The 22,330-nt window shown below is 40.2% G+C and carries 24 protein-coding genes; all 24 read left to right on the top strand.

Going from position 1 to position 22,330, the window contains the following annotated elements:
* Positions 1 to 10: 10 nt before the first annotated feature.
* The 24 genes from flhB (at position 11) to ccmI (ending at position 22,313) form a co-directional block, all read left to right on the top strand.
* A complete protein-coding gene (gene flhB / locus CW745_RS05790) occupies positions 11 to 1,150 on the top strand; it encodes a flagellar biosynthesis protein FlhB (RefSeq protein ID WP_101107567.1) in 1,140 nt (379 codons plus the stop codon).
* 126 nt (positions 1,151 to 1,276) lie between these two features.
* On the top strand, positions 1,277 to 3,334 hold the full coding sequence (gene flhA, locus CW745_RS05785; protein ID WP_101107566.1) for a flagellar biosynthesis protein FlhA: 2,058 nt from the start codon (positions 1,277 to 1,279) through the stop codon (positions 3,332 to 3,334).
* Positions 3,335 to 3,347: 13 nt separating this feature from the next.
* On the top strand, positions 3,348 to 4,808 hold the full coding sequence (gene flhF, locus CW745_RS05780; RefSeq protein WP_101107565.1) for a flagellar biosynthesis protein FlhF: 1,461 nt from the start codon (positions 3,348 to 3,350) through the stop codon (positions 4,806 to 4,808).
* A 32-nt stretch (positions 4,809 to 4,840) separates the two neighbouring features.
* A complete protein-coding gene (locus CW745_RS05775; protein WP_101107564.1) occupies positions 4,841 to 5,701 on the top strand; it encodes a MinD/ParA family protein in 861 nt (286 codons plus the stop codon).
* Positions 5,702 to 6,406: an RNA polymerase sigma factor FliA gene (locus CW745_RS05770; protein WP_101107563.1), complete on the top strand. Its 705-nt coding sequence runs from the start codon at positions 5,702 to 5,704 to the stop codon at positions 6,404 to 6,406. It begins immediately after the preceding gene.
* Between the two features lie 155 nt (positions 6,407 to 6,561).
* Positions 6,562 to 6,945 (top strand): chemotaxis response regulator CheY, encoded by a 384-nt coding sequence (gene cheY / locus CW745_RS05765; RefSeq protein WP_026339155.1) that lies wholly within the window; start codon positions 6,562 to 6,564, stop codon positions 6,943 to 6,945.
* A gap of 12 nt (positions 6,946 to 6,957) precedes the next feature.
* The gene (locus tag CW745_RS05760) at positions 6,958 to 7,713 is read left to right on the top strand and encodes a protein phosphatase CheZ (protein ID WP_101107562.1); all 756 of its coding nucleotides are present in this window, start codon (positions 6,958 to 6,960) and stop codon (positions 7,711 to 7,713) included.
* An 11-nt stretch (positions 7,714 to 7,724) separates the two neighbouring features.
* Positions 7,725 to 9,923, top strand: a complete 2,199-nt coding sequence (locus tag CW745_RS05755) for a chemotaxis protein CheA (RefSeq protein ID WP_101107561.1) — start codon at positions 7,725 to 7,727, stop codon at positions 9,921 to 9,923.
* Between the two features lie 15 nt (positions 9,924 to 9,938).
* Positions 9,939 to 11,123, top strand: coding sequence for a chemotaxis response regulator protein-glutamate methylesterase (locus CW745_RS05750; RefSeq protein WP_101107560.1), 1,185 nt, complete (start codon positions 9,939 to 9,941; stop codon positions 11,121 to 11,123).
* Entirely contained in the window at positions 11,116 to 11,874 is a 759-nt protein-coding gene (locus tag CW745_RS05745; RefSeq protein WP_101107559.1) for a flagellar motor protein, read from the top strand. Before CW745_RS05750 ends, CW745_RS05745 begins: the two co-directional genes overlap by 8 nt.
* The gene (locus tag CW745_RS05740; protein ID WP_101107558.1) at positions 11,874 to 12,815 is read left to right on the top strand and encodes a flagellar motor protein MotB; all 942 of its coding nucleotides are present in this window, start codon (positions 11,874 to 11,876) and stop codon (positions 12,813 to 12,815) included. The genes CW745_RS05745 and CW745_RS05740 overlap by 1 nt, the downstream gene beginning before the upstream one ends.
* Before the next feature lie 2 nt (positions 12,816 to 12,817).
* Entirely contained in the window at positions 12,818 to 13,591 is a 774-nt protein-coding gene (locus CW745_RS05735; RefSeq protein ID WP_101107557.1) for a ParA family protein, read from the top strand.
* Positions 13,591 to 14,244 carry a chemotaxis protein CheW gene (locus CW745_RS05730; protein ID WP_101107556.1) on the top strand — a complete coding sequence of 218 codons (654 nt, stop codon included), beginning with the start codon at positions 13,591 to 13,593 and terminating at the stop codon, positions 14,242 to 14,244. Before CW745_RS05735 ends, CW745_RS05730 begins: the two co-directional genes overlap by 1 nt.
* Before the next feature lie 67 nt (positions 14,245 to 14,311).
* The gene (locus CW745_RS05725; protein ID WP_101107555.1) at positions 14,312 to 14,800 is read left to right on the top strand and encodes a chemotaxis protein CheW; all 489 of its coding nucleotides are present in this window, start codon (positions 14,312 to 14,314) and stop codon (positions 14,798 to 14,800) included.
* 12 nt (positions 14,801 to 14,812) lie between these two features.
* Positions 14,813 to 15,205 (top strand): DUF2802 domain-containing protein, encoded by a 393-nt coding sequence (locus CW745_RS05720; RefSeq protein WP_101107554.1) that lies wholly within the window; start codon positions 14,813 to 14,815, stop codon positions 15,203 to 15,205.
* A 98-nt stretch (positions 15,206 to 15,303) separates the two neighbouring features.
* Positions 15,304 to 15,939, top strand: coding sequence for a cytochrome c biogenesis heme-transporting ATPase CcmA (gene ccmA / locus CW745_RS05715; RefSeq protein WP_101107553.1), 636 nt, complete (start codon positions 15,304 to 15,306; stop codon positions 15,937 to 15,939).
* Positions 15,932 to 16,600, top strand: a complete 669-nt coding sequence (gene ccmB / locus CW745_RS05710; RefSeq protein WP_101107552.1) for a heme exporter protein CcmB — start codon at positions 15,932 to 15,934, stop codon at positions 16,598 to 16,600. Before ccmA ends, ccmB begins: the two co-directional genes overlap by 8 nt.
* Positions 16,601 to 16,631: 31 nt before the next feature.
* Positions 16,632 to 17,384 carry a heme ABC transporter permease gene (locus tag CW745_RS05705; RefSeq protein WP_101107551.1) on the top strand — a complete coding sequence of 251 codons (753 nt, stop codon included), beginning with the start codon at positions 16,632 to 16,634 and terminating at the stop codon, positions 17,382 to 17,384.
* A 1-nt stretch (position 17,385) separates the two neighbouring features.
* Positions 17,386 to 17,592, top strand: coding sequence for a heme exporter protein CcmD (gene ccmD, locus CW745_RS05700; protein WP_101107550.1), 207 nt, complete (start codon positions 17,386 to 17,388; stop codon positions 17,590 to 17,592).
* A complete protein-coding gene (ccmE, locus tag CW745_RS05695) occupies positions 17,589 to 18,059 on the top strand; it encodes a cytochrome c maturation protein CcmE (protein WP_101107549.1) in 471 nt (156 codons plus the stop codon). Before ccmD ends, ccmE begins: the two co-directional genes overlap by 4 nt.
* Before the next feature lie 12 nt (positions 18,060 to 18,071).
* Positions 18,072 to 20,024 carry a heme lyase CcmF/NrfE family subunit gene (locus tag CW745_RS05690; protein WP_101107548.1) on the top strand — a complete coding sequence of 651 codons (1,953 nt, stop codon included), beginning with the start codon at positions 18,072 to 18,074 and terminating at the stop codon, positions 20,022 to 20,024.
* Complete coding sequence (locus tag CW745_RS05685) at positions 20,025 to 20,561, top strand: DsbE family thiol:disulfide interchange protein (RefSeq protein WP_101107547.1); 537 nt, start codon at positions 20,025 to 20,027, stop codon at positions 20,559 to 20,561. It begins immediately after the preceding gene.
* 1 nt (position 20,562) lies between these two features.
* Positions 20,563 to 21,024, top strand: coding sequence for a cytochrome c-type biogenesis protein (locus CW745_RS05680; protein ID WP_101107546.1), 462 nt, complete (start codon positions 20,563 to 20,565; stop codon positions 21,022 to 21,024).
* Entirely contained in the window at positions 21,024 to 22,313 is a 1,290-nt protein-coding gene (gene ccmI, locus CW745_RS05675) for a c-type cytochrome biogenesis protein CcmI (protein WP_101107545.1), read from the top strand. The genes CW745_RS05680 and ccmI overlap by 1 nt, the downstream gene beginning before the upstream one ends.
* The last annotated feature ends 17 nt before the right edge of the window (positions 22,314 to 22,330 follow it).

Here is a 22,330-nt window from a genome sequence, read left to right as displayed (position 1 = left end):
GGAATAAACCATGGCTGAGAATGAAAATGGTACTGAACGCTCCGAGGAGGCCACACCCGAGCGATTACGAAAATCCAAAGAAAAGGGGCAGGTTGCCCGCTCTAAAGAGCTTGCGACTGCTTCTGTACTGATCTCTGCCGCTTTTTCAATGCTCGTGTTTGGCGATCGCTTGGCCTACGAGTTATCCATAATGATGAAGCGCGCTTTTACCTTTGAGCGCAGTGTACTCTTTTCCCCAGAATATATGTGGATCCACCTAACCTCCAGTTTTAAGGGGTTAGCAATGCCGATGTTCACTATTTTGTTAATGCTATTTATTATCTCTATTCTAGGAAGTTCATTATTAGGTGGTATGTTATTTAGTACCAAAGCGATGATGCCTAAATGGAATAGGTTAAGTCCGAAGGCTGGCCTTAAAAGAATGCTTGGTATGCAAGCTTGGGTTGAGCTTTTAAAATCAATATTAAAAGTACTGGTTGTGATAGGTATGGCTTGGGCGATTCTTGCTGCTACTTTTGAACATATTTTACACCTTTCTATGACACCATTACCGGGCAGTGTATTTGAAGCTTTAGATATGATCACTTGGATGTTTATTTTACTTTGTTGTTCAATGTTGTTGATTGTGGTTGTAGACGTTCCCTATCAAATACATAAACACACAGAAGAGTTAAAAATGACCAAACAAGAGGTCAAAGATGAATACCGTAACTCAGAAGGTAAACCAGAGGTTAAACAACGGATCAGGCAGCTTCAATATGAAGCATCACAGCGTAAAATGATGGGCGATGTACCCGATGCTGATGTGATCGTAACCAATCCTACGCATTATTCTGTCGCGATTAAATATGAGCAAGATGGGGCGAGAGCACCTTATATTGTAGCTAAAGGTGTCGATTTTATGGCGCTTAAAATAAGAGAAGTGGCACGTGAATATGAAGTGCCCGTAATGCAATCTCCACCCTTATGCCGTGCGATTTATCATACTACTGAAATCGGTGAAGAGGTGCCTGAAGAGCTATTTGTCGCAATTGCCCAGGTTCTCGCCTATATTTATCAACTTGAGCAGTTTCGTAAGGGGAAATCAGGTCGTCCGAAAGCATTACCTGACGATTTAAATATTCCCAAAGGCTTCCAATATAACGATTAACTTCAAGTTCTTATGATTTTTTCCGCACATGGCCTGATGCTTGCTACATAATAAACATACATAATAAAAATACAGGTTACTCACATTAATACATTATTTGCCTCATTTTGGCTCAATAAATCAAAAATGCTGACCGGAATAGGCACCCCTGTCATGGTGCTTGCCGCGTTAGCGATGGTTGTTTTGCCGATGCCAACCTTGCTGTTGGATATGCTTTTTACGTTTAACATTGCGTTAGCACTAGTGGTCTTATTGGTTTCTATCTACACTAAAAAACCACTCGATTTTGCTGCTTTCCCGACTGTACTTCTGATCGCGACGTTAATGCGCTTAGCACTTAATGTCGCCTCAACACGTGTCGTATTGTTAGAAGGCCATCAAGGTGGCGCTGCCGCTGGTCATGTTATCGAAGCATTTGGCTCGGTTGTTATAGGTGGTAACTTAGCGGTTGGTTTAATTGTTTTCTTAATTTTGATGATCATTAACTTCGTGGTAATTACTAAAGGTGCAGGACGAATATCAGAAGTTAGTGCTCGCTTTACCTTGGATGCAATGCCGGGTAAACAGATGGCCATTGATGCTGATTTGAATGCTGGGCTAATAGACCAAGAGCAAGCGCGTACTCGCCGAGAAGAGGTAACCATGGAGGCTGATTTTTACGGCTCAATGGATGGTGCGAGTAAATTTGTAAAAGGTGATGCTATTGCAGGTATTATGATCCTGTTCATTAATATCATCGGTGGTTTTATTATTGGTATGGCGCAGTATGATCTACCGATGGCAGAAGCCGCTGAAATCTATACGATACTAACAATTGGTGATGGCTTAGTCGCACAGATACCTTCACTATTACTTTCCATCGCGGCTGCGATTACGGTAACGCGTGAAAATACCTCTGCTGATATGGGCGGACGTATGCTGGGTCAAATGTTTGACGATCCAAAAGCGTTGATGATCACGGCTGGTATTTTATTAATTATGGGTATTGTACCAGGTATGCCACACCTTGCTTTTCTTACCCTTGGTGGTATTGCTGCTGGCGGTGCTTATTGGCAGTTAAACCGAGTTAAAAAACAGCAAGCAAACGAAGAATCTGGTGAAGAGGGGGGCGCATTAGCGACTTCTGGTGAACCTGCTGAAGTAAAAGAACTAGGCTGGGATGACGTTCGCAGTGTCGATACCATCGGGTTAGAAGTGGGTTATCGACTTATTCCGTTGGTAGATAAGAGTCAAGGTGGTGAACTGTTAGATAGAATCAAAGGTGTTCGTAAGAAACTCTCACAGGAGATGGGCTTTTTAATTCCACCTGTGCACATTCGCGACAACCTTGATTTATCACCTAATAATTATAATATTTCACTGATGGGAGTTGGCTGTGGAAGTGCTGATATCTATCATGATAAAGATATGGCGATTAACCCTGGTCAGGTCTTTGGTCCGATTGATGGGGTTGCGGGAATTGATCCCGCCTTTGGTTTAGAAGCCACTTGGATTGATGAAACACAACGCGAACAAGCGCAAGCTTTAGGTTACACGGTTGTTGATACCGCAACAGTTGTAGCAACGCATCTAAGCCAAATATTAAGCAATAATGCAGCACAGTTATTAGGTCATGAAGAAGCACAAAGTTTGCTAGATTTATTAGCTAAGAAACATCCAAAATTAGTTGAAGGATTAGTACCTGAGATTCTTTCATTAAGCACCGTTGTAAAAGTGTTACAAAGCTTACTTAATGAAAATGTTGCAGTGCGTGATATTCGTACTATCGTACAAACCTTGGTTGATTATGGACCGCGTAGCCAAGATGCAGAAGTGCTCACTGCCGCTTGCCGCATATCACTTAAACGTATGATTGTTCAAGAGATAATAGGCAATGAACTTGAGTTACCAGTAATAACCCTATCAACTGAGTTGGAACAAATATTGCATCAGTCGATGCAGGCAGGAGGAAATGAGGGGGCTGGTATTGAACCTGGGCTTGCGGAACGCATTCAAAGCTCGTTGATTGAAGCATCCCAGCAACAGGAATTGATTGGTCAAGCTGCAGTGTTACTGACGTCAGGCATATTAAGGGGCACCTTGTCTAAGTTTGTAAAACATACTATTCCAAGTTTGCATGTGCTCTCGTATCAGGAAATTCCTGATGATAAACAGATAAAAATAATAAGTTCTATTGGACAATAGCTGGGTATAACAGATGAAAATTAAACGTTTTTTTGCAAAAGATATGCGCACAGCAATGGTTGAGGTAAAAGAGGTGTTAGGCCCTGATGCCGTCATCATGTCTAATAAAAAAGTAGTCGGTGGCATTGAGATTGTTGCGGCTGTTGATTACCAAGCAAAACAAGCAGAAGCGAAGCAGAAAAAAGAGGATTCTTTTGATGGTCTGCAAGATGACAATGTTCAGCTTTCTTCTCGCGCTGAAAAAGCCCCTCTGAAATTGCAGAAGAGTCACCGTAATGGTGCTAAAGAGAGCGGTGAAGATTTTGCTAAATCATTAAACTCATTTTTTGGTAAGGTTGAAAATCAACAAGCTAAAAATAGAGCCAGAAAAAGCGTTAAACCCGCAGCCCCGAGTCGAGAAGAGTTACCCGCTTTTTCTGCTGTGTCTGAGCAAGTGTCAAAAAGCAACCGTCCAAGAACGCTTGCGGAGCAACAGAATTGGACATCAAGCGAACAACCCGTCAAAGTGAATGCTGGAATTCCTCGTAAGGCACCTCCCTCTTCACGCAATGATAATACTGATATGGCTAAAATTGGTGCTGAGGTGGCATCACTACGTAAATTACTTGAACACCAAGTTTCTGGGCTGATGTGGCAAGAGATGGAACGCAAAGAACCGATTCGTGCAATGATCATTAAGTGGTTGACTAAAGCGGGGTTTTCGGAGGATATTGCCGATCAACTTGCGAGTTATATCCCAGAAGATGCCTCTTCGACAGAAGTTCAGCAGTATATTCAGGCATTATTGCAAGATAAGATCTATATTGGAAAAAATGAGATATTATCACAGGGGGGCGCCATTGCATTATTAGGCCCTACTGGCGTAGGAAAAACCACTACTATTGCTAAACTAGCCGCTCAATTTGCAATGAAATATGGTGCCGACCAAGTCGCTTTAATTACCACTGATACTTATCGAATTGGTGCTCACGAGCAGCTGGCTACTTATGGGAAAATAATGGGGTGTAGTGTCAGGGTTGCAAAAGATGCGGATGAATTATCGGAAATTTTATATCAATTTAGAGAAAAGCGTTTGGTCTTAATTGATACTGCAGGGATGGGCCAGAGAGATATTCGTTTATCGGAGCAGCTTGATACATTGATGCGTAATAGCCGTGTCAATATTCAAAGTTATCTAGTGGTTTCATCGACAGCGCAGCGTCGTGTTGTTGAAGAGGCGATGGCACACTTTAAGCGAATTCCGCTTGCTGGGTGTATATTAACTAAAGTAGATGAAAGTATTGGCCTAGGTGAATTACTAAGTGTCACTATGCAACATGCTTTACCCATTAGTTACGTGACAACTGGGCAACGCGTTCCTGAAGATATTGAGATTGCTAGTGTTGAAAACTTAATAGCGGGTACATTAACCATGATGAATGAGATTTTCGAGCAAGAACAGCATCAATGGTTTAGTACCTTTGACAACGAATAGAATTTTAAATTAACGATTTAGATGAGTGTAATATGATTTCAGACCAAGCAAGTGGTTTAAGAAGAATGAAAAACAATCAGGTGAAAGTGGTGGCTATCACCGGTGGTAAAGGTGGTGTTGGTAAAACTAACGTAACACTTAACATGGCTGTTTCTCTTGCTCAACGCGGTAAACGCGTCATGGTACTTGATGCCGATTTAGGGCTTGCCAATGTCGATGTATTGTTAGGAATTCGAGTCACCAAAAATTTATCGCATGTATTATCTGGTGAGTGTACATTAGATGAGGTAATTGTTGAGGGCCCAGAAGGGGTGATGATTATCCCTGCCACATCAGGTACACAATCAATGGTTGAATTAACCGATGTTGAGCATGCTGGCCTTATTCAAGCTTTCAGTGCCTTGCAGACACCGATTGATATGCTTTTAATTGATACCGCAGCAGGTATCTCAAATATGGTAGTCAGCTTCGCACAAGCAGCACAAGACGTGGTAATGGTGGTATGTGATGAGCCAACTTCGATTACTGATGCTTATGCACTGATTAAAATACTCAGTAAACAAAATGGTGTTTACAAATTTAAGATTGTGGCCAACATGGTACGTAGCTTGCGAGAAGGTCAAGATCTGTTCACTAAGTTGACTCGTGTAACCGATCGGTTCTTAGATGCGTCATTAGAGCTCGTAGCTTGTATTCCGTTTGATGGTAATGTCCGTCAAGCTGTACGGAAGCAAAAAGTGGTCGTACAGGCTTTTCCTAAAACCCCTGCTTCACTGGCATTTAAAGCGCTTGCTAATAGAGCTTGTGATTGGCCAATTCCACATCAGCCAGGAGGGCACTTAGAATTCTTTATCGAAAAATTATTACTTAATAATGTAGATGAGCAATTATAGGTGATTAAAACCAAGGGCTATTACAATAATACTTCTGATCTCATTGAGCGTCATAGCGATTTAGTGCAGAAAATAGCCTATCATTTAATGGCAAGGTTACCAGCTAGTGTATTAGTTGATGACCTTATTCAATCCGGCATGATAGGTTTATTGGAAGCAGCTAGGAATTTTGATGCTAGTAAAGGAGCTAGCTTTGAAACTTTTGCTGGCATTCGAATTCGTGGTGCTATGCTTGATGAAATGCGCCGTGGAGATTGGGTTCCACGATCTGTTCATAAAAATAGCCGTAGTATTGCAAATGCTATTTCAGAAGTTGAAAAACGTACTGGACGTGATGCTAAAGAAGCAGAAGTTGCCGCCGAACTATCATTAACACTACCTGAATATCAGCATATGCTTCGTGATGTTAACTGTGCCAAGCTTATTGCTTATGAAGATATAGCGGGAGCAGATGAAGGGTTATCTAATGAGCCTGTCAGTCACGACTGTACTTTTAATGAAGTGAGTGAAGCACAATTCTCAGATAAATTAGTGTCAATGATCAAAGAACTACCCGAGCGAGAAGCATTAGTATTATCACTCTATTATGACGAAGAGCTAAACCTTAAAGAGATAGGTTTAGTACTTGATGTCAGTGAGTCAAGGGTTAGCCAAATTCATTCACAAGCACTACATCGTTTAAAAGCAAAAGCTCAAACAGCTTAGATAATACGCAAAATAGATGTTTTGATAAGAGATGAGTCACACTTGGCTCAAGAAGAAAAAAAATAACAATTTATAATTGTGCCTTTTTTGAATATTTACTTATATTTATTTCAAGTAGATAAAAACAAAATTCAGTTTTTACTTAGGGGAACGTTTTGGATAGAAATATGAAAGTGTTAATTGTTGATGACTTTTCAACAATGCGAAGAATAATCAAGAACTTATTAAGAGATCTTGGTTTTACAAATACCTTTGAGGCTGATGATGGTAATACTGCCTTGCCGATGCTTAAAGAGGGGGATTTCGAATTTGTGGTAACGGATTGGAATATGCCTATTATGCAAGGGATTGATCTATTAAAAGAGATTCGCAAAGACCCTAAATTAAAGCATCTTCCAGTGTTAATGGTGACTGCTGAAGCTAAGCGAGAACAGATTATCGAAGCAGCACAAGCCGGCGTAAATGGTTATATTGTTAAACCCTTCACTGCAGGCACGTTAAAAGAGAAGCTAGATAAAGTATTTGAACGCTTAGGCTAGAAGGAGTACATGATGGCCGATCAAAACGTGCCACTACTCTCATTATCACAAGCTAAAGCGTTAGTTGCTCACTTGGAAGCTAATGAGATAAGTGAAGCAAATGAAATCGTTGAAAATGCCTACGATACCACATCAAGTGACGGTAAAGTTTTTGATAAAGTAGGTGAGCTAACACGTGAACTTCACGATACTTTGCTTAGTTTTCAGAATGATACCCGACTAATCGATATGGCGGGACATGATATTCCCGATGCAAAACACCGTTTAAATTATGTTATCGAGATGACTGACAAGGCCGCGAATAAAACCATGGATGCAGTCGATAATTGTTTACCCATTGCTGATAAGTTAATTACCGATCTTGAGAATGTGAAGCCTAATTGGCAAAGCCTGATGAAACGTGATCTGGCATTAGGGGACTTTAAAAAACTCTGCCATCAAATCGATGGTCTAATTAGTGATTCATCATTAAGTGCAGAGAACCTGCGTAGTTCATTAACCGATATTTTAATGGCTCAAGATTTTCAAGATTTAACTGGGCAGATGATAAGACGGGTCATTGAACTTGTGCAAGAGATTGAGTTAAAGCTTGTTGGCATTTTAAAAGTGTGTAGTTCTGATGAACAAGCGGTTGACACAACACTAGAAAATGAAAGTGTTAAGAAAGATATTGAAGCGGAAGGCCCAATCATGAACGCAGAAGAGCGTGATGATGTAGTCAATGGGCAGGATGATGTTGATGATTTACTTTCTAGCTTAGGATTTTAAGGAAACGGAAAATGACATTTGAAGTAGATGAAGAGATTCTGCAGGACTTTTTAGTTGAAGCAGGAGAGATTTTAGAATTGCTATCTGAGCAATTGGTTGAATTGGAAAATAATCCCGATGATGCCGAGTTACTTAATGCCATTTTCCGTGGATTCCATACTGTAAAAGGTGGCGCAGGATTTCTTTCTCTTACTGAATTGGTCGAAACATGCCATGGTGCAGAAAATGTTTTTGACTGTTTGCGTCAGAAAAATCGTTCTGTTAGCTCATCGCTCATGGATACCATCTTAGCTGCGTTAGATGTTATAAACGAACAATTTCAAGCTGTTCAAAATGGCGAAGATGTTATGGCCGCCCCTGCGGATATTGTTTCTGAATTACACCGTTTAAGTAAACCTGAATCTGCTGAGGCAGCTGTCGCTGAAGCAGAGGAAACTGTCCCTGAACCTATTGTGGAAGTTGCCGCTGAGCCTGAGCCTGTTGTTGAATCTACAGAGGTCAATGATGAAATCGATGAATTTGAATTTGATGCGCTATTAGATGAACTACATGCACAATCAGGCTCTAAAGTTGAAGCTCAGCCAGCAAGTGCTGAAAATGCAGAGATAAGTGAAGATGAATTTGAATCTTTATTGGATGAATTACACGGTGCAGGAAAACATTCAGTCCCTGATGCATCGGTCGAGAAATCTTCTACAAGCATTGATGAAATTAATGATGATGAGTTTGAATCTTTATTAGATGAATTACATGGGAAAGGGGCGCATAGTGGAACACCCGATGCTTCTCCAGAGTCTTTGCTCGCCACTGATGGTGATGAAATTACAGATGATGAATTTGAATCTCTATTAGATGAGTTACATGGTGAAGGAAAAAGTGCGCAAACAGGTAAAACTACTGAACCTGTTGCCCCTCAGCCTATCGCGGAGGTCGCTAAACCTGATCCTGCTCCACAACCTGTTGCTAAGCCAAAAGCTGAGCCTGCTCAAAAAGCAATGCCAGCGGCTGCTGCACCTAAAGCTCCTCCGAAAGCTGCCGTTGCTAAGGCTGAACCTACAGTGCGCGTCGATACAGCAATTCTTGATGAAATCATGAATATGGTTGGTGAGCTGGTATTAGTTAGAAACCGTCTTGTTAGCTTGGAATCGACTTCAGAAGATGAAGAGATCTCAAGAGCGGTAGCTAATCTCGATATTGTTACTGGTGACCTGCAGGGCTCGGTGATGAAAACCCGTATGCAGCCGATCAAAAAAGTATTTGGTAAGTTCCCGCGTGTTGTCCGTGATTTAGCGAGAACACTTGGGAAAAATATTCGTTTAGAGTTAGTCGGAGAAGAAACTGATCTTGATAAAAATTTAGTGGAAGCTCTTGCTGATCCATTAGTGCATTTAGTAAGAAACTCTGTCGATCATGGCATAGAGATGCCAAATATACGTATGCAATCAGGTAAAGATAAAGAGGGCCGAGTTTTACTTTCTGCATCTCAAGAAGGCGATCATATATTGCTCGTTATTGAAGATGATGGTGCAGGGATGGATGCAAACAAACTAAAACAGATCGCAATGGATAAAGGTATTCTCGATCAAGATGGTGCTGATCGAATGAGTGATCGAGATGCATACTCTTTGATTTTTGCACCGGGTTTCTCAACTAAAGTTGAAATTTCAGATATTTCTGGCCGTGGTGTTGGAATGGATGTTGTGAAAACAGGTATTACTAAGCTTAACGGGTCGATATCAATTGATTCAGAATTAGGTAAAGGGACTCGTTTAGAGATTAAAGTTCCATTAACCTTAGCTATTCTACCAACGTTGATGATTGTTGTTTCTGAACAGACATTTGCATTACCACTCACAAATGTTAATGAAATTTTCCATCTGGATTTAAGTAAAACAAATCTTGTTAATAACCAACTAACTATTGTTATCCGTGATAGAGCAATTCCATTGTTCTATTTAAGTGATTGGCTCGCGCCTAATAAGCCTGCTGTTGAAAAAGGGACTGGCGTTGGGCATGTGGTTATTGTGCAATTAGGCATACAACAAGTTGCCTTTGTAGTTGATGCTTTATTAGGTCAAGAGGAAGTGGTTATCAAAGCACTAGATAAACTACTGTCAGGAACACCTGGTATGGCTGGTGCAACTATCACCAGTGATGGGGGAATTGCATTAATTCTTGATTTACCGAGTTTATTGAAACATTACGCATAAAGTATAAGGAATAGTATGGCGATTAAAGTCTTAGTTGTTGATGATTCAAGTTTTTTTCGACGCCGTGTTAGTGAAATTATCAATAAATCGCCCGCATTAGAAGTGATTGCAACTGCAAATAATGGCCAAGAAGCGATCGATATGGTTGCAAAATACAAACCTGATGTTGTGACCATGGATATTGAGATGCCGGTAATGGACGGCATAACTGCAGTGAAGAAAATTATGGCAATCAATCCATTGCCGATATTAATGTTTTCTTCACTAACTCATCAAGGTGCAAGTGCTACATTAGATGCGCTTGAGGCTGGAGCCAGTGATTTTCTTCCCAAGAAGTTTGAAGATATTGCAAGAGATAAAGAAGAGGCTATTAAATTATTACAGCAACGTATACAAGCGATTGCTTCACGACGAGTGTCACGTGTTACTTCTAAATCCTCACCGACTTCTACCGCTAATTCTACACCTAAACCCGCATTATCTGCTTTAAAAAAATTAAATGAGCGTAATCATGCACCTAAAGTCCAAACTACCGCTCAGTTAAGACAAACTCAACCCCTTAAAGCAGCGACCAAAGTGGTCGACTCAGTACCAGCAAATAAATTTTTTAAAGCATCAGGAAAAAGCTACGAGGTGCTTGCTATCGGCACCTCCACGGGCGGTCCTGTTGCATTACAAACTGTGTTAACTGCACTTCCTCGTAATTTTAAACTGCCTATTTTATTAATCCAACATATGCCTGGTACCTTTACTAAAGCATTTGCTGAGCGGTTGAATGGCCTTTGTCAAATTAGTGTTAAAGAGGCCAGTGACGGTGATGTTTTACAACCCGGTTGTGCATATTTAGCGCCTGGTGGTAAGCAAATGTTATTAGATGGGCGTTCAGGTAGTGCCAAAATACGTATTCATGATGGTAGTGAAAAGCTTAATTACAAACCAAGTGTTGATATTACATTTGCATCTCTTTCAAAGTTTTATGGAAAAAAAGTGCTAGCTGTTGTATTAACTGGCATGGGGGCTGATGGTCGAGATGGTGCGAGAATGTTAAAAGAGCAGGGGGCTGAAATTTGGGCTCAAGATGAAGCAAGCTGTGTCGTTTATGGTATGCCACAAGCTGTTACTAAAGCTGGTATTGCAACAGAATCATTGCCACTAGATCAAGTTTCAAGGCGTATTTTAGTGGAATTGAAGTATGAATAAACTTGGGCTTTTTGGCTTTGTTATTATCGTTACAAGCATCCTTTTTGCGCAAAGTTATCATGGTTCATCAGTAGCGGGTTTATTTGATCTACCCGCATTTTTAATTGTGTTTGGTGGAACCTTTGGTGCCATTTTAGTGCAAACATCTAGTAAGCAGTTATTACACGCACTTAGTTTATTACCTCAAATTTTTTCAGCCCCTAAATATTCACTGTTAGAGCAATCTAAAAAAATCCAAAGATGGTCTAATAAATCACGTCAACATGGCCTGCTAAGTTTAGAGAAAGAAAACGAACAAGATAAAAGTTTAGATCCTTTTACTAAAAAAGGACTTTCGATGTTAATAGATGGTTGTGATCAAGTCATCTTACAAGATGTTTTACAGCAAGATATTGATCTTGATAGTGAGCATCAAGAGCGAAGCGCACAGCTCTATGAGTCGATGGGAGGGTATAGTCCTACGATTGGTATTATCGGGGCCGTGCTTGGTTTGATACAAGCAATGAGTTATTTAGATCAACCTGAAAAATTAGGCTCTGGGATTGCCGTAGCATTTGTTGCGACAATTTATGGTGTTGGCTTCGCCAATTTTATTTACTTACCTATTGCCAATAAAATTCGTTTACATTATCAATTTGTCGCCCTGTATAAAGAGATGACGTTGATTGGGTTACTTGCGATTGCACATGGCGATAATGGCTTATTACTTGAGCGCCGTTTACACGGTTATATTGATAGAGCCTCATACTAATGCGTGTAAGACCCCGCTCTAGAATGCAGATGCATAAGGGCAATGATTTACATCGTTGGACTGTTTCTTTTGCTGATTTTATGACCCTAATGTTTGCTGTTTTTGTTGTTCTATATGCAGTATCAGTAAATGATAAAGAGCAGTATAAAGAAGTTATGCTGAGCTTTCAAAGTGCCAGTAAACTACTTAACCAGTCCCTTTTTAGCGCTAATAGAGAAGGTATTTTAACTCACAACAGCAACAGTATTGTTGATGAAATGGGGCCTGCTCTACTTTCCGATGCCCCTCAAGATCAAGCTGATGATGAACTTTCCGATGTACAAACATTGCAAGCGGGTAGAGAGCTAAGTGAAATAAAATTAGCACTAGATAAGCTTTTTTCATTAGATGCAAACAATCAAAGCGTTGCAGTGGATCTTAATGGTGATTGGTTAACCATTGAGATGGGAGGAAAGATCTTGTTTGCTGGAGGCAGTCATACTTTATTAAACTCTGCGAACCAAGTTGTACAATCCATCGCAGAGGTCTTAGCGCCTGTTAATAATTTGATTCGAATCCGTGGATACAGCGATGATGAAACCATTGCTAATGAAATATACCAATCTAATTGGGAGCTCTCGGGAATGCGTGCGTTTAGTGTTTTGCATGCGTTTAATGAGCTTGGTATATCAGGAGAGCGGATGGTTGTTGAAGCTTATGGTCGCTTCTCTCCCATTCTTAATGAGAATAACCGCGTTGATCCTTTAAAAAGTCGTCGGGTTGTTATCGCTGTCTCAAAATATGCAGTGGTAACTATTGAGAAAAATAGTGAATTATCGGAAGATAAATCTATACAGAAAAATAGCGCTGCTGAGTCAACTGATCCTAAACCAGATAGCAAAGAGATGCGCGAAGTTTATTTACCTAATAATCGATTAATTATAACCACAAGGCAGGAATAGCGTTGTTAGTTTGGACGGTAGCAAATCAAAAAGGTGGTGTTGGTAAAACAACGACAGTCATCTCATTAGCGGGGCTCCTTGTAGAGCGAGGTTTTAGAGTTTTACTGATTGATACGGATCCGCATGCCTCATTAACCAGTTATCTGCAATATGATTCAGACCAACTACCTGTTAGTTTATATGATCTTTTTCAAGAGCCTGCACAAAACAAAGCACAATTTGAACAAGTAATTCTGCCGACTGAAATTGATAATCTCTCTCTAATACCTGCTTCTATGGCGTTAGCAACGTTAGATAGAGTCCTCGGCAATAAAGAAGGAATGGGGCTGTTTTTAAAGAAACAGTTATTATTTGTCGAAGATGATTACGATGTTGTATTGATAGACTGCCCGCCTGTATTGGGTGTTATGATGGTTAATGCATTAGCCGCCTGCGATAAAATTTTAGTACCTGTTCAAACTGAATTTTTAGCCTCAAAGGGCTTAGAAAGAATGGTAAAAACGCTGCAAATAATGCAAAAATCTCGCGATACAAATTTTAATTACTGTATCATTCCAACCATGTTTGATAAACGAACGCGTGCTTCGCTCAATACTTTAGAAGAGGTTAAAGCGACATACTCCAGTAATGTTTGGAGTGGAGTCATTCCTATCGATACAAAATTCCGTGATGCAAGTTTGCAACACCTCCCTGTTTCTTTCTATTCGCATAATTGTCGTGGCACTTTTGCCTATGAAACATTACTAAACTACCTGTTACAAATTGAGCCCTATTAATGAAGAACCATAATGATGAAGCGATGGCCGAATACTTTAGCTCAATGCTAAATGAAAAAACATCGACGCAAGTAATTGATTCCCCTGTATCAGAAACGCTACCTGTGAACGTAGCTGGTTTACCAGAGCAATTAGTTTTTTCAGAGAAAACTGAGCAAATAGCGCCTACACAAGTGCCAGTTGAAACGAAGAAAGCTTGGAAAAATATTGAAGTTGAAAATGAATTTCAGGTGTTGTTTTTTGAGTTATCTGGGCTTACGTTTGCGGTACCATTAACTGATTTAGGGGGGATTCACCACCTTGATGATTCAATGAATGTATTAATTGGTAAGCCACCCTGGTTTTCTGGAGTAATGACCCATAATGAATCTCTCTTTAATATTGTTGATACAGCAAAATGGATAAATACTGGTGAATCCGCTGACACGCTGGCCTATAGCCACTATATTTTATTAGGAGCTACACAGTGGGGCTTATCCTGCGAGAAATTAGTCGGAACTGAAACGTTAACACGCTCACAGATTAAGTGGCGAGAAGTGCAAGGCAAGCGTCCTTGGCTTGCTGGTATGGTGAAAGAAAAAATGTGCGCTCTGATCCATGCTGAAGAATTAGTTAAACTATTGAATAGTGGTATGAATATTCATGGGAATTAGTACTGGTAAAATTACAATTAGCAACTAATATAAATTCATTAATGTAATAAATTGGGTAGAGAATATTATGAATAGAGATAACAGCAGCTCAGATAATGGTTCAGATGATGAAATTTTCCAACGAGTTACTTTTCAACTAGAAAATGAAACTTATGGTATTAATGTAATGCAGGTTCAAGAAATCCTGCGTTACAGCGAAATTGCAGCGGTGCCAGGTGCCCCAGACTATGTGCTAGGTATCATCAACCTACGTGGTAATGTTGTTACTGTTATTGATACTCGCTCCCGCTTTGGCCTAATGCCTGCTGATATTACCGATAACAGCCGTATTGTAATTATCGAAGCTGAAAAACAGGTAATTGGTATTCTCGTTGATAGTGTTGCTGAAGTTGTTTATCTGAAAAAATCAGAAATGGAAGTTGCACCTCATGTAGGAACTGAAGAGAGTTCACAATTTATTCAAGGTGTAACGAATCGTGATGATGGTTTACTTATTTTAGTTGATTTAAACAAGTTACTCAGTGATGATGAGTGGGATGAGTTAAGCCTACTATAAATCGAGTGAACAATGTATTTACAATACCTTCCTTGGCTAACCCTAGTGTTAGCCATTATTTTTTTTATTATTAGTTTCCTGTTAATTAAAAAACAAGCGAAAAAAAACCATGCTTTAGAGCTTCTATTGAAGTCTGTTCTTGCAAATAACGAACGTTTTAAGCAACAGTTTGTTGAGTTGCATTCGGGGAGTGTTGGCATGGGTAAAAAAATTCAACAACTAGAACTTCTCATCAGAAAAACCCAAGAAAACCAACAAAATTTAGTTGCACAAGCACCTGAGAATCGACTTTATACTCGTGCAACAAAAATGGTTGAGCTTGGTGCTACCATTGAGGAGCTAATGAACGAGTGTGAACTGCCTCGTGCTGAAGCAGAGTTATTGCTTAATTTGCATAAAAAATAACGTGGCTATTTATCATCATCCTATCTTTATCTGCAGAGATAAGTTAGGATGCTGTGTCTTATTATGCCCGTTTTTCGATTTTTTATTTAGGTTGCCAGATGCTTCGCTGTGAAAATTTAACCTGTGTCCGAGAAGATAGGATCTTATTTAAAGATCTCTCCTTTAGCGTTAATCGCGGTGATATAGTGCAAGTTGAAGGCCCCAATGGGGTTGGAAAAACGAGTCTTTTTCGTCTCCTAGTTGGTTTGTCTCTTCCTTATGATGGTCAAATACTTTGGCAGGAAGAGGCTATGAATAATGATCGTGAAACTTACCTAAAAACACTGCTATATCTTGGTCATAAAACGGGCATTAAGCCTGAGCTCACGGCACTAGAAAATCTGCAGTTCTTTCAGCATTTACAACCGAGTTATGAAAGTGCAGATCTATGGGAGATTTTGGCAAAAGTTGGCCTTGCAGGTTATGAAGATATTATTACTGGGCAACTTTCTGCAGGACAGCAGCGACGAGTTGCACTTGCACGTTTATGGTTAAATGATTGCCAGTTGTGGGTTTTAGATGAGCCTTTTACTGCGATAGACAAATCAGGTGTTAAGGTATTAGAAGACCTTTTTCTTCAGCATGCAGATAAAGGTGGCATTGTTGTACTGACAACTCATCAGGATTTATCTATCAAGGCGCCACGATTATCAAAAATCACCCTGCATAAACCCTTGGATGACTGTTATGTTTAAGGTCTTTACACAGGTGGTTAGTAAAGAGCTTAAAGGTGCTTTTAGGCGACAGAGTGATATATTAAATCCGGTGTGGTTTTTTATCATCGTTGTGACGCTTTTCCCCCTGGGTATCGGCACTGATCCTATTTTACTAGCACGTATTGCTCCTGGTATTATTTGGGTTGCTGCTTTATTGGCAGCACTGCTCTCATTTGAACGCCTATTTAAAGATGACTTTATTGATGGATCGCTTGAGCAGTTGATGCTGATGCCTCATTCTCTCGCGTGGTTAGTCAGTGCAAAAGTGTTTGCACATTGGTTATTGACGGGCCTACCTATTTTGTTTATTTCGCCATTATTAGCAACTTTTTTGGCGATGGATGTACCGACCTATTATGCACTCTTTTTAACCCTGCTTATTGGGACACCCATACTGAGCCTACTTGGGGCTATTGGCGTTGCATTAACAGTCGGTTTACGTAAAGGAGGGATATTATTAAGCTTAATTATGCTTCCTTTAAGTATTCCTATTTTAATTTTTTCAACCATGGCAATTGATGCAGCCGCATACGGCCAGTCTTACCTTGGTCTATTAGCGTTATTAGGTGCGATGTTAATTGCCTCAATGACCTTAGCACCCTTTGCAATTGCTGCCGCGTTACGCGTTAGCGTAAGCTGAACTATAAATATCGACGGAGAGTTATTTAATTATGTGGAAATGGTTACATCCCTATGCAAAGCCTGAGAAAAGCTATCAATTAGCAGGGAAATTATTACCTTGGTTTATTGTGGCAACGGTGATCACCTTTGTTGTGGGGTTAGTATGGGGGTTATTGTTTGCGCCTGCTGATTATCAGCAAGGTGATAGTTTTCGGATTATCTATATTCATGTTCCTGCTGCTATGATGGCGATGGCAGCCTACTCCACCATGGCGATCGCGGCATTTATTGCTTTAGTTTGGCAAATTCGTCTTGCTGAGATGAATATTGCCGCTATTGCACCTGTTGGTGCCGTGTTTACCTTTATCGCTTTAATCACTGGTGCGGCTTGGGGGAAACCTATGTGGGGCGCTTGGTGGGTTTGGGATGCGCGTTTAACCTCTGAACTGATTCTCTTATTTGTTTATTTAGGCATTATCGCATTGTATAACGCATTCTCCGATAAAGTATTAGCGGGGCGTGCCGCGTCAATATTAACTTTGGTGGGTGTAATAAATTTACCAATTATTCATTTTTCAGTTGTTTGGTGGAATACGCTACATCAAGGTGCAACGATCATGAAATTTGATAAACCATCAATGGCACCAGAGATGCTTTGGCCATTACTCATTATGATTGTTGGTTTTGGTGCTTTTCTTGGGGCCGTTAGTTTAATGCGTTTTCGAAATGAAATCCTCGCCCGTGAGAGTCATAGGCCTTGGGTCACTGCATTAGTTAAAGATAAATTTGTGGAGAATAAATAACATGGCATTTAATTCTTTTAGTGATTTTATAGCGATGGGAGGCTATGGCTTCTATGTGTGGTTATCCTATGGCCTTAGCTTTTTTGCATTGATTATTTTGGTCGTGAATAGCGTGGCTAAGAAAAATAAAATTTTAAAAAATGTAGAGCAGCGACTCGCAAGAGAGGAGCGCATTAAAAAGGCAAAAAACTTGGAGGGAACATTATGAACCCAAGACGTAAAAAACGTTTATTGATTACTTCGGCATTAGTGGCGGGGTTATCATTATCAATCGGTTTAGTGCTATTTGCTTTACAGCAAAATATTGATCTGTTTTATACACCAACCGAAATTATCGAAGGTAAAAATGAGACGGGTATTAAACCTGAACTTGGACAGCGCCTACGCGTTGGCGGAATGGTCGTTAATGGCACGGTAAAACGTGATCCAGATAGTTTAAAGGTTAGCTTTGATTTGATCGATAATCGTGGTGGTATCGTAACAGTCTTCTTTGATGGAATTTTACCTGATCTATTTCGCGAGGGGCAGGGGATTGTTGCGCAGGGGGAATTACTCAATGCGACACAAATAGATGCATTCGAAGTATTAGCAAAACATGATGAAGAGTATATGCCACCTGAAGTTGCCGATGCATTGAAAGGCATGGACCACCTTAAAACTGATTATAAGAAATAAAAGGATAAACTAATGCTTGCTGAAATTGGCCAATTTGCACTGGTAATAGCCTGTATGTTGGCGCTGCTACAAACGGTTTACCCTTTATATGGTATTTATGCGCGCGAACCGCGTGCTGTTGAGTCAGCTAAAACGTTAACCATTCTGCAATTTTTCTTTGTCAGTATCTCATTGATTATTTTGAGCTATCTTTTTCTTATCAATGATTTTACTGTCACCTATATTGCCACAAACTCGAATAGTGCACTGCCTTGGTATTATCGCTTATCAGCAGTATGGGGAGCCCATGAAGGATCGCTATTATTATGGGTATTTATGTTGTCGTTATGGACAACTGCAGTTGCAGTATTAAGTAAACGCTTACCCGTTGAGTCAGTCGCACGTGTATTAGCTGTGTTGGGATTATTATCACTTGGATTTTATCTGTTTGTTTTATTAACTTCTAATCCATTTCTACGCACATTACCTTATTTTCCAGTAGACGGTAGGGATTTAAACCCGTTACTACAAGACATTGGCTTGATATTACATCCACCGATGTTGTACATGGGGTATGTTGGTTTTTCTGTTGCCTTTGCCTTTGCAATTGCAGCTTTAATGGAAGGACGATTAGACAGCGCTTGGGCAAAATGGTCTCGTCCATGGACGATGGCTGCTTGGGTTTTCTTAACTATCGGTATCGCATTAGGTAGTTGGTGGGCTTATTACGAATTAGGTTGGGGGGGCTGGTGGTTCTGGGATCCCGTTGAAAATGCATCGTTTATGCCGTGGATCGCAGGTACTGCATTAATTCACTCTTTAGCTGTCAGTGAAAAGCGTGGTGTATTTAAATCTTGGACAGTATTGCTAGCGATTAGCGCTTTCTCTCTGAGCCTGTTAGGTACCTTCTTAGTCCGCTCCGGTATCTTGGTCTCAGTGCACGCATTTGCCAGCGATCCTTCACGTGGATTGTTTATTTTAGCCTTTTTGATTTTGGTAATAGGTGGGTCGTTATTGCTATATGCAGTGCAAGCATCAAAAGTAAAAAGTCGCGGTCGATATCAGTTACTCTCTCGTGAAACGATGTTACTAACCAACAACATTTTACTCATCGCTGCTTTGATTGTGGTGTTATTAGGTACCCTATTACCGCTGGTCCACAAAGAGATTGGTTTAGGCAGTATCTCAATTGGCGAACCTTTCTTTAACAGTATGTTTACTGTTTTAGTCGTGCCTTTTGCACTGTTTTTAGGTGTTGCACCGCTAGTACGTTGGAAGCGTCAAAGTATCAACGAACTATATAAACCACTGCTTCACTCTTTGATTATTAGCACTCTGTTAACACTATTGTATTTATACATATTCGCCTCCTATTTTACATGGCTAGCACTGATGGGCGTATTTTTAGGATTCTGGGTCCTTAGTACCACTTGCTATGAGCTGTATTTACGCTCAACTTATCGCTTCTCGCTGTTTACAGGTTTAACCAAGCTTGGTTATAGCCATTGGGCAATGAGTATTGGTCATGCCGGATTTGCGGTGATGATTATCGGTATTACGATGACGCAAAACTACTCCATTGAGCGTGATGTAAAGTTGATGGTTGGTGAAAGCATTACCTTTGAGGATTATGATTTTCATTTTGACTCTATTCAAAATATGGATGGGGCCAACTACACCAGTTCAGCGGGTGTCTTTACAATTAAAAAAGATGGTCAATACGTGACTACTATGAAATCGGAAAAACGTATTTATACCGTACAACGCATGCCAATGACAGAAGCAGCTATTGATGCGGGTGTTACGCGTGACTTGTATATTGCCATGGGGGAAATGTTACCCGATGGAGCATGGGCAGTACGTATCTATTATAAACCTTTCATTCGTTGGATCTGGTTTGGTCCCCTGATGATGGGGTTTGCTGGAATATTAATGATGATGGATAGACGCTACCGTGTAAAAAAATCAGCTAGTGAGGAAGCATAGATGGCCAATACACGCAAAATAGTCATTTTATCAGTGCCACTAGTACTGTTTTTTATTGCTTGTATCTTTCTTTTTAAAGGGCTGTACAGCGATCCGAGAAAGCTAGACTCGGCGTTAATCGGGCAGCCTGTTCCTGAGTTTACTTTACAAGATATTTACGATGAAAATAAACAGCATGACGCCTCTATTTTCAAAGGTAAAAAAATGCTGTTGAATGTATGGGCAACGTGGTGCCCTACGTGTTACGCAGAGCATAAATTTCTCAATGAACTTGCTGGGCAGGGCATTTACATCGTCGGCATGAACTATAAAGACGATCGTAAAAAAGCGATACGTTGGCTAACGGATCTGAAAGATCCTTATCAAATAAGTTTGTTTGATAAGAATGGCATGTTAGGAATGGATCTTGGTGTTTATGGTGCGCCGGAAACTTATTTCATCGACAGCAATGGCATTATTCAATATCGACATGTTGGCGATTTAAATGCCCGAATTTGGAAAGATCAACTTGCTGATCTGTTTAATGGGATGAAATAACATGAAAAAACTAACAGCAATACTGTTTTTACTAAGCACTATTTTTGCTTCAAACGTCTATAGTGCGATCGATACCTTTGAGTTTGACAACGCGGAGCAAGAGCAAGTATTTCAAGACTTAACAAAAATATTACGTTGCCCTAAATGCCAGAATCAAAATATTTCTGACTCAAATGCCGAGCTGGCTAAAGATTTGCGTAATAAGACCTACGAGCTAGTGAAACAAGGGAAGACGCAGGACGAGGTCGTTGATTATATGGTGGCTCGTTTTGGTAATTTTGTCCGTTATGATCCGCCTATTACGCCTGCGACTATCTTCCTCTGGTTAGGCCCTGTGTTATTTATCCTCTTTGGTTTTATCGTGCTCTTTAAACAGGCGCAGAAAAAAAGTCGAAAAGAAGATGAGTTAGACAGTGAAGAGGAAAGTCGCTTGCAAAAAATACTAAAACAGGGAGATAAATAATGATTGTACAATTTTGGCTTGGGGCCATTTTGTTACTTATTATCGCAGCTTCAATATTCATTATCCCTTTTTTAGGAAGTAAAAAAGGGGCTACAAAAAGCAATAATGATAAACGTAACCAACTCAACCGAGCCCTTTATGATGTACGTATCGCCGAGCTTGAAAAAGATGATCAGCAAGGTTTGTTGGTTGATAAAGATAAAATAGTTAAAGAGTTACAACATAACCTACTTGATGATATTAATGATGCCGATATTGCCTCAACAAGCACTGGCCGACGATTTATTTGGCTACCAGGATTATTGCTATTGATTGTCGGTAGTATTGCTATGTATTGGTCTATTGGAGCCTATAAAGAGGTTGATGCATGGGAGGGAAGTTTACAGCGTTACCCTGCATTACAGGAAAAACTGTTTAATGATCCAAATGCTCGCCCAACTGAGCAAGATTTGCGCGATATCATGCTTGGCTTACGTACTCACCTTAGTTCTGACAGTAAAGATGCAGATGGTTGGTTGTTATATAGTCGCTTAGCGCTTGTATTTAAAGACACTGAGTTGGCGCTAGATGCAGTTAAAAAAGCCTATGCTTTAAATCCAGCCTCTGTTGATGTGGTGCTTGTCTATGCACAGTTAAAAATGCAAAAAGGTGATGAGTATTCACAGCACAAAGCTGAGTTAATGTTGGAGAAACTACTCATTGATAACCCAAGTGAACTCCAGGCTTGGTCAATGTATGCTTTTATGGCACTCGAAAAACAAGATTATGAGGCCGCCATTAAACGCTGGAAGCATATGCTAACATTGATTGATGAAAGCTCTGAGCAAGCCACTATGTTACGTGACAGCATTAGCTATGCACAAAAGCAGATAAACACTACAACTTCTCCAGAAAACGCACTGGCCACACCACAGAGTGACAGTCAATATAATACGAATGATGAAGATGGTGCGCCTATTTATCGTGTGAATGTCTCGGTCGCTGATAATGTCGTAGTTCCGCAATCTGGCTTTATTATTGTTTATGCGCAAGCAGTTTCTGGCCCTAAAATGCCAATTGCTGCTGTTAAAATGGCGTTAACAGAACTGCCTATTACGACTCAAATATCCGATGCAAATGCGATGATGCAAGGCATGAAGTTAAGCGACCAAAGTGAATTTATTATTAAAGCTCGCTTGTCCAAGCATGGTGATGTGATGAAAAAATCAGGAGACTGGGAAGGTGTCAGTGATGTCGTTAAACTAGGACAAGAGATGCCGGTTAACATTATTATTTCAGAGCAACTTTAACACAGTAGAAAGGCGTA

It is taken from the genome of Psychromonas sp. psych-6C06, from assembly GCF_002835465.1.
Classification (GTDB): Bacteria; Pseudomonadota; Gammaproteobacteria; order Enterobacterales; family Psychromonadaceae; genus Psychromonas.
Note: the sequence above shows the minus strand (reverse complement) of the source record. Positions and strands in the feature narration are given on the sequence as shown.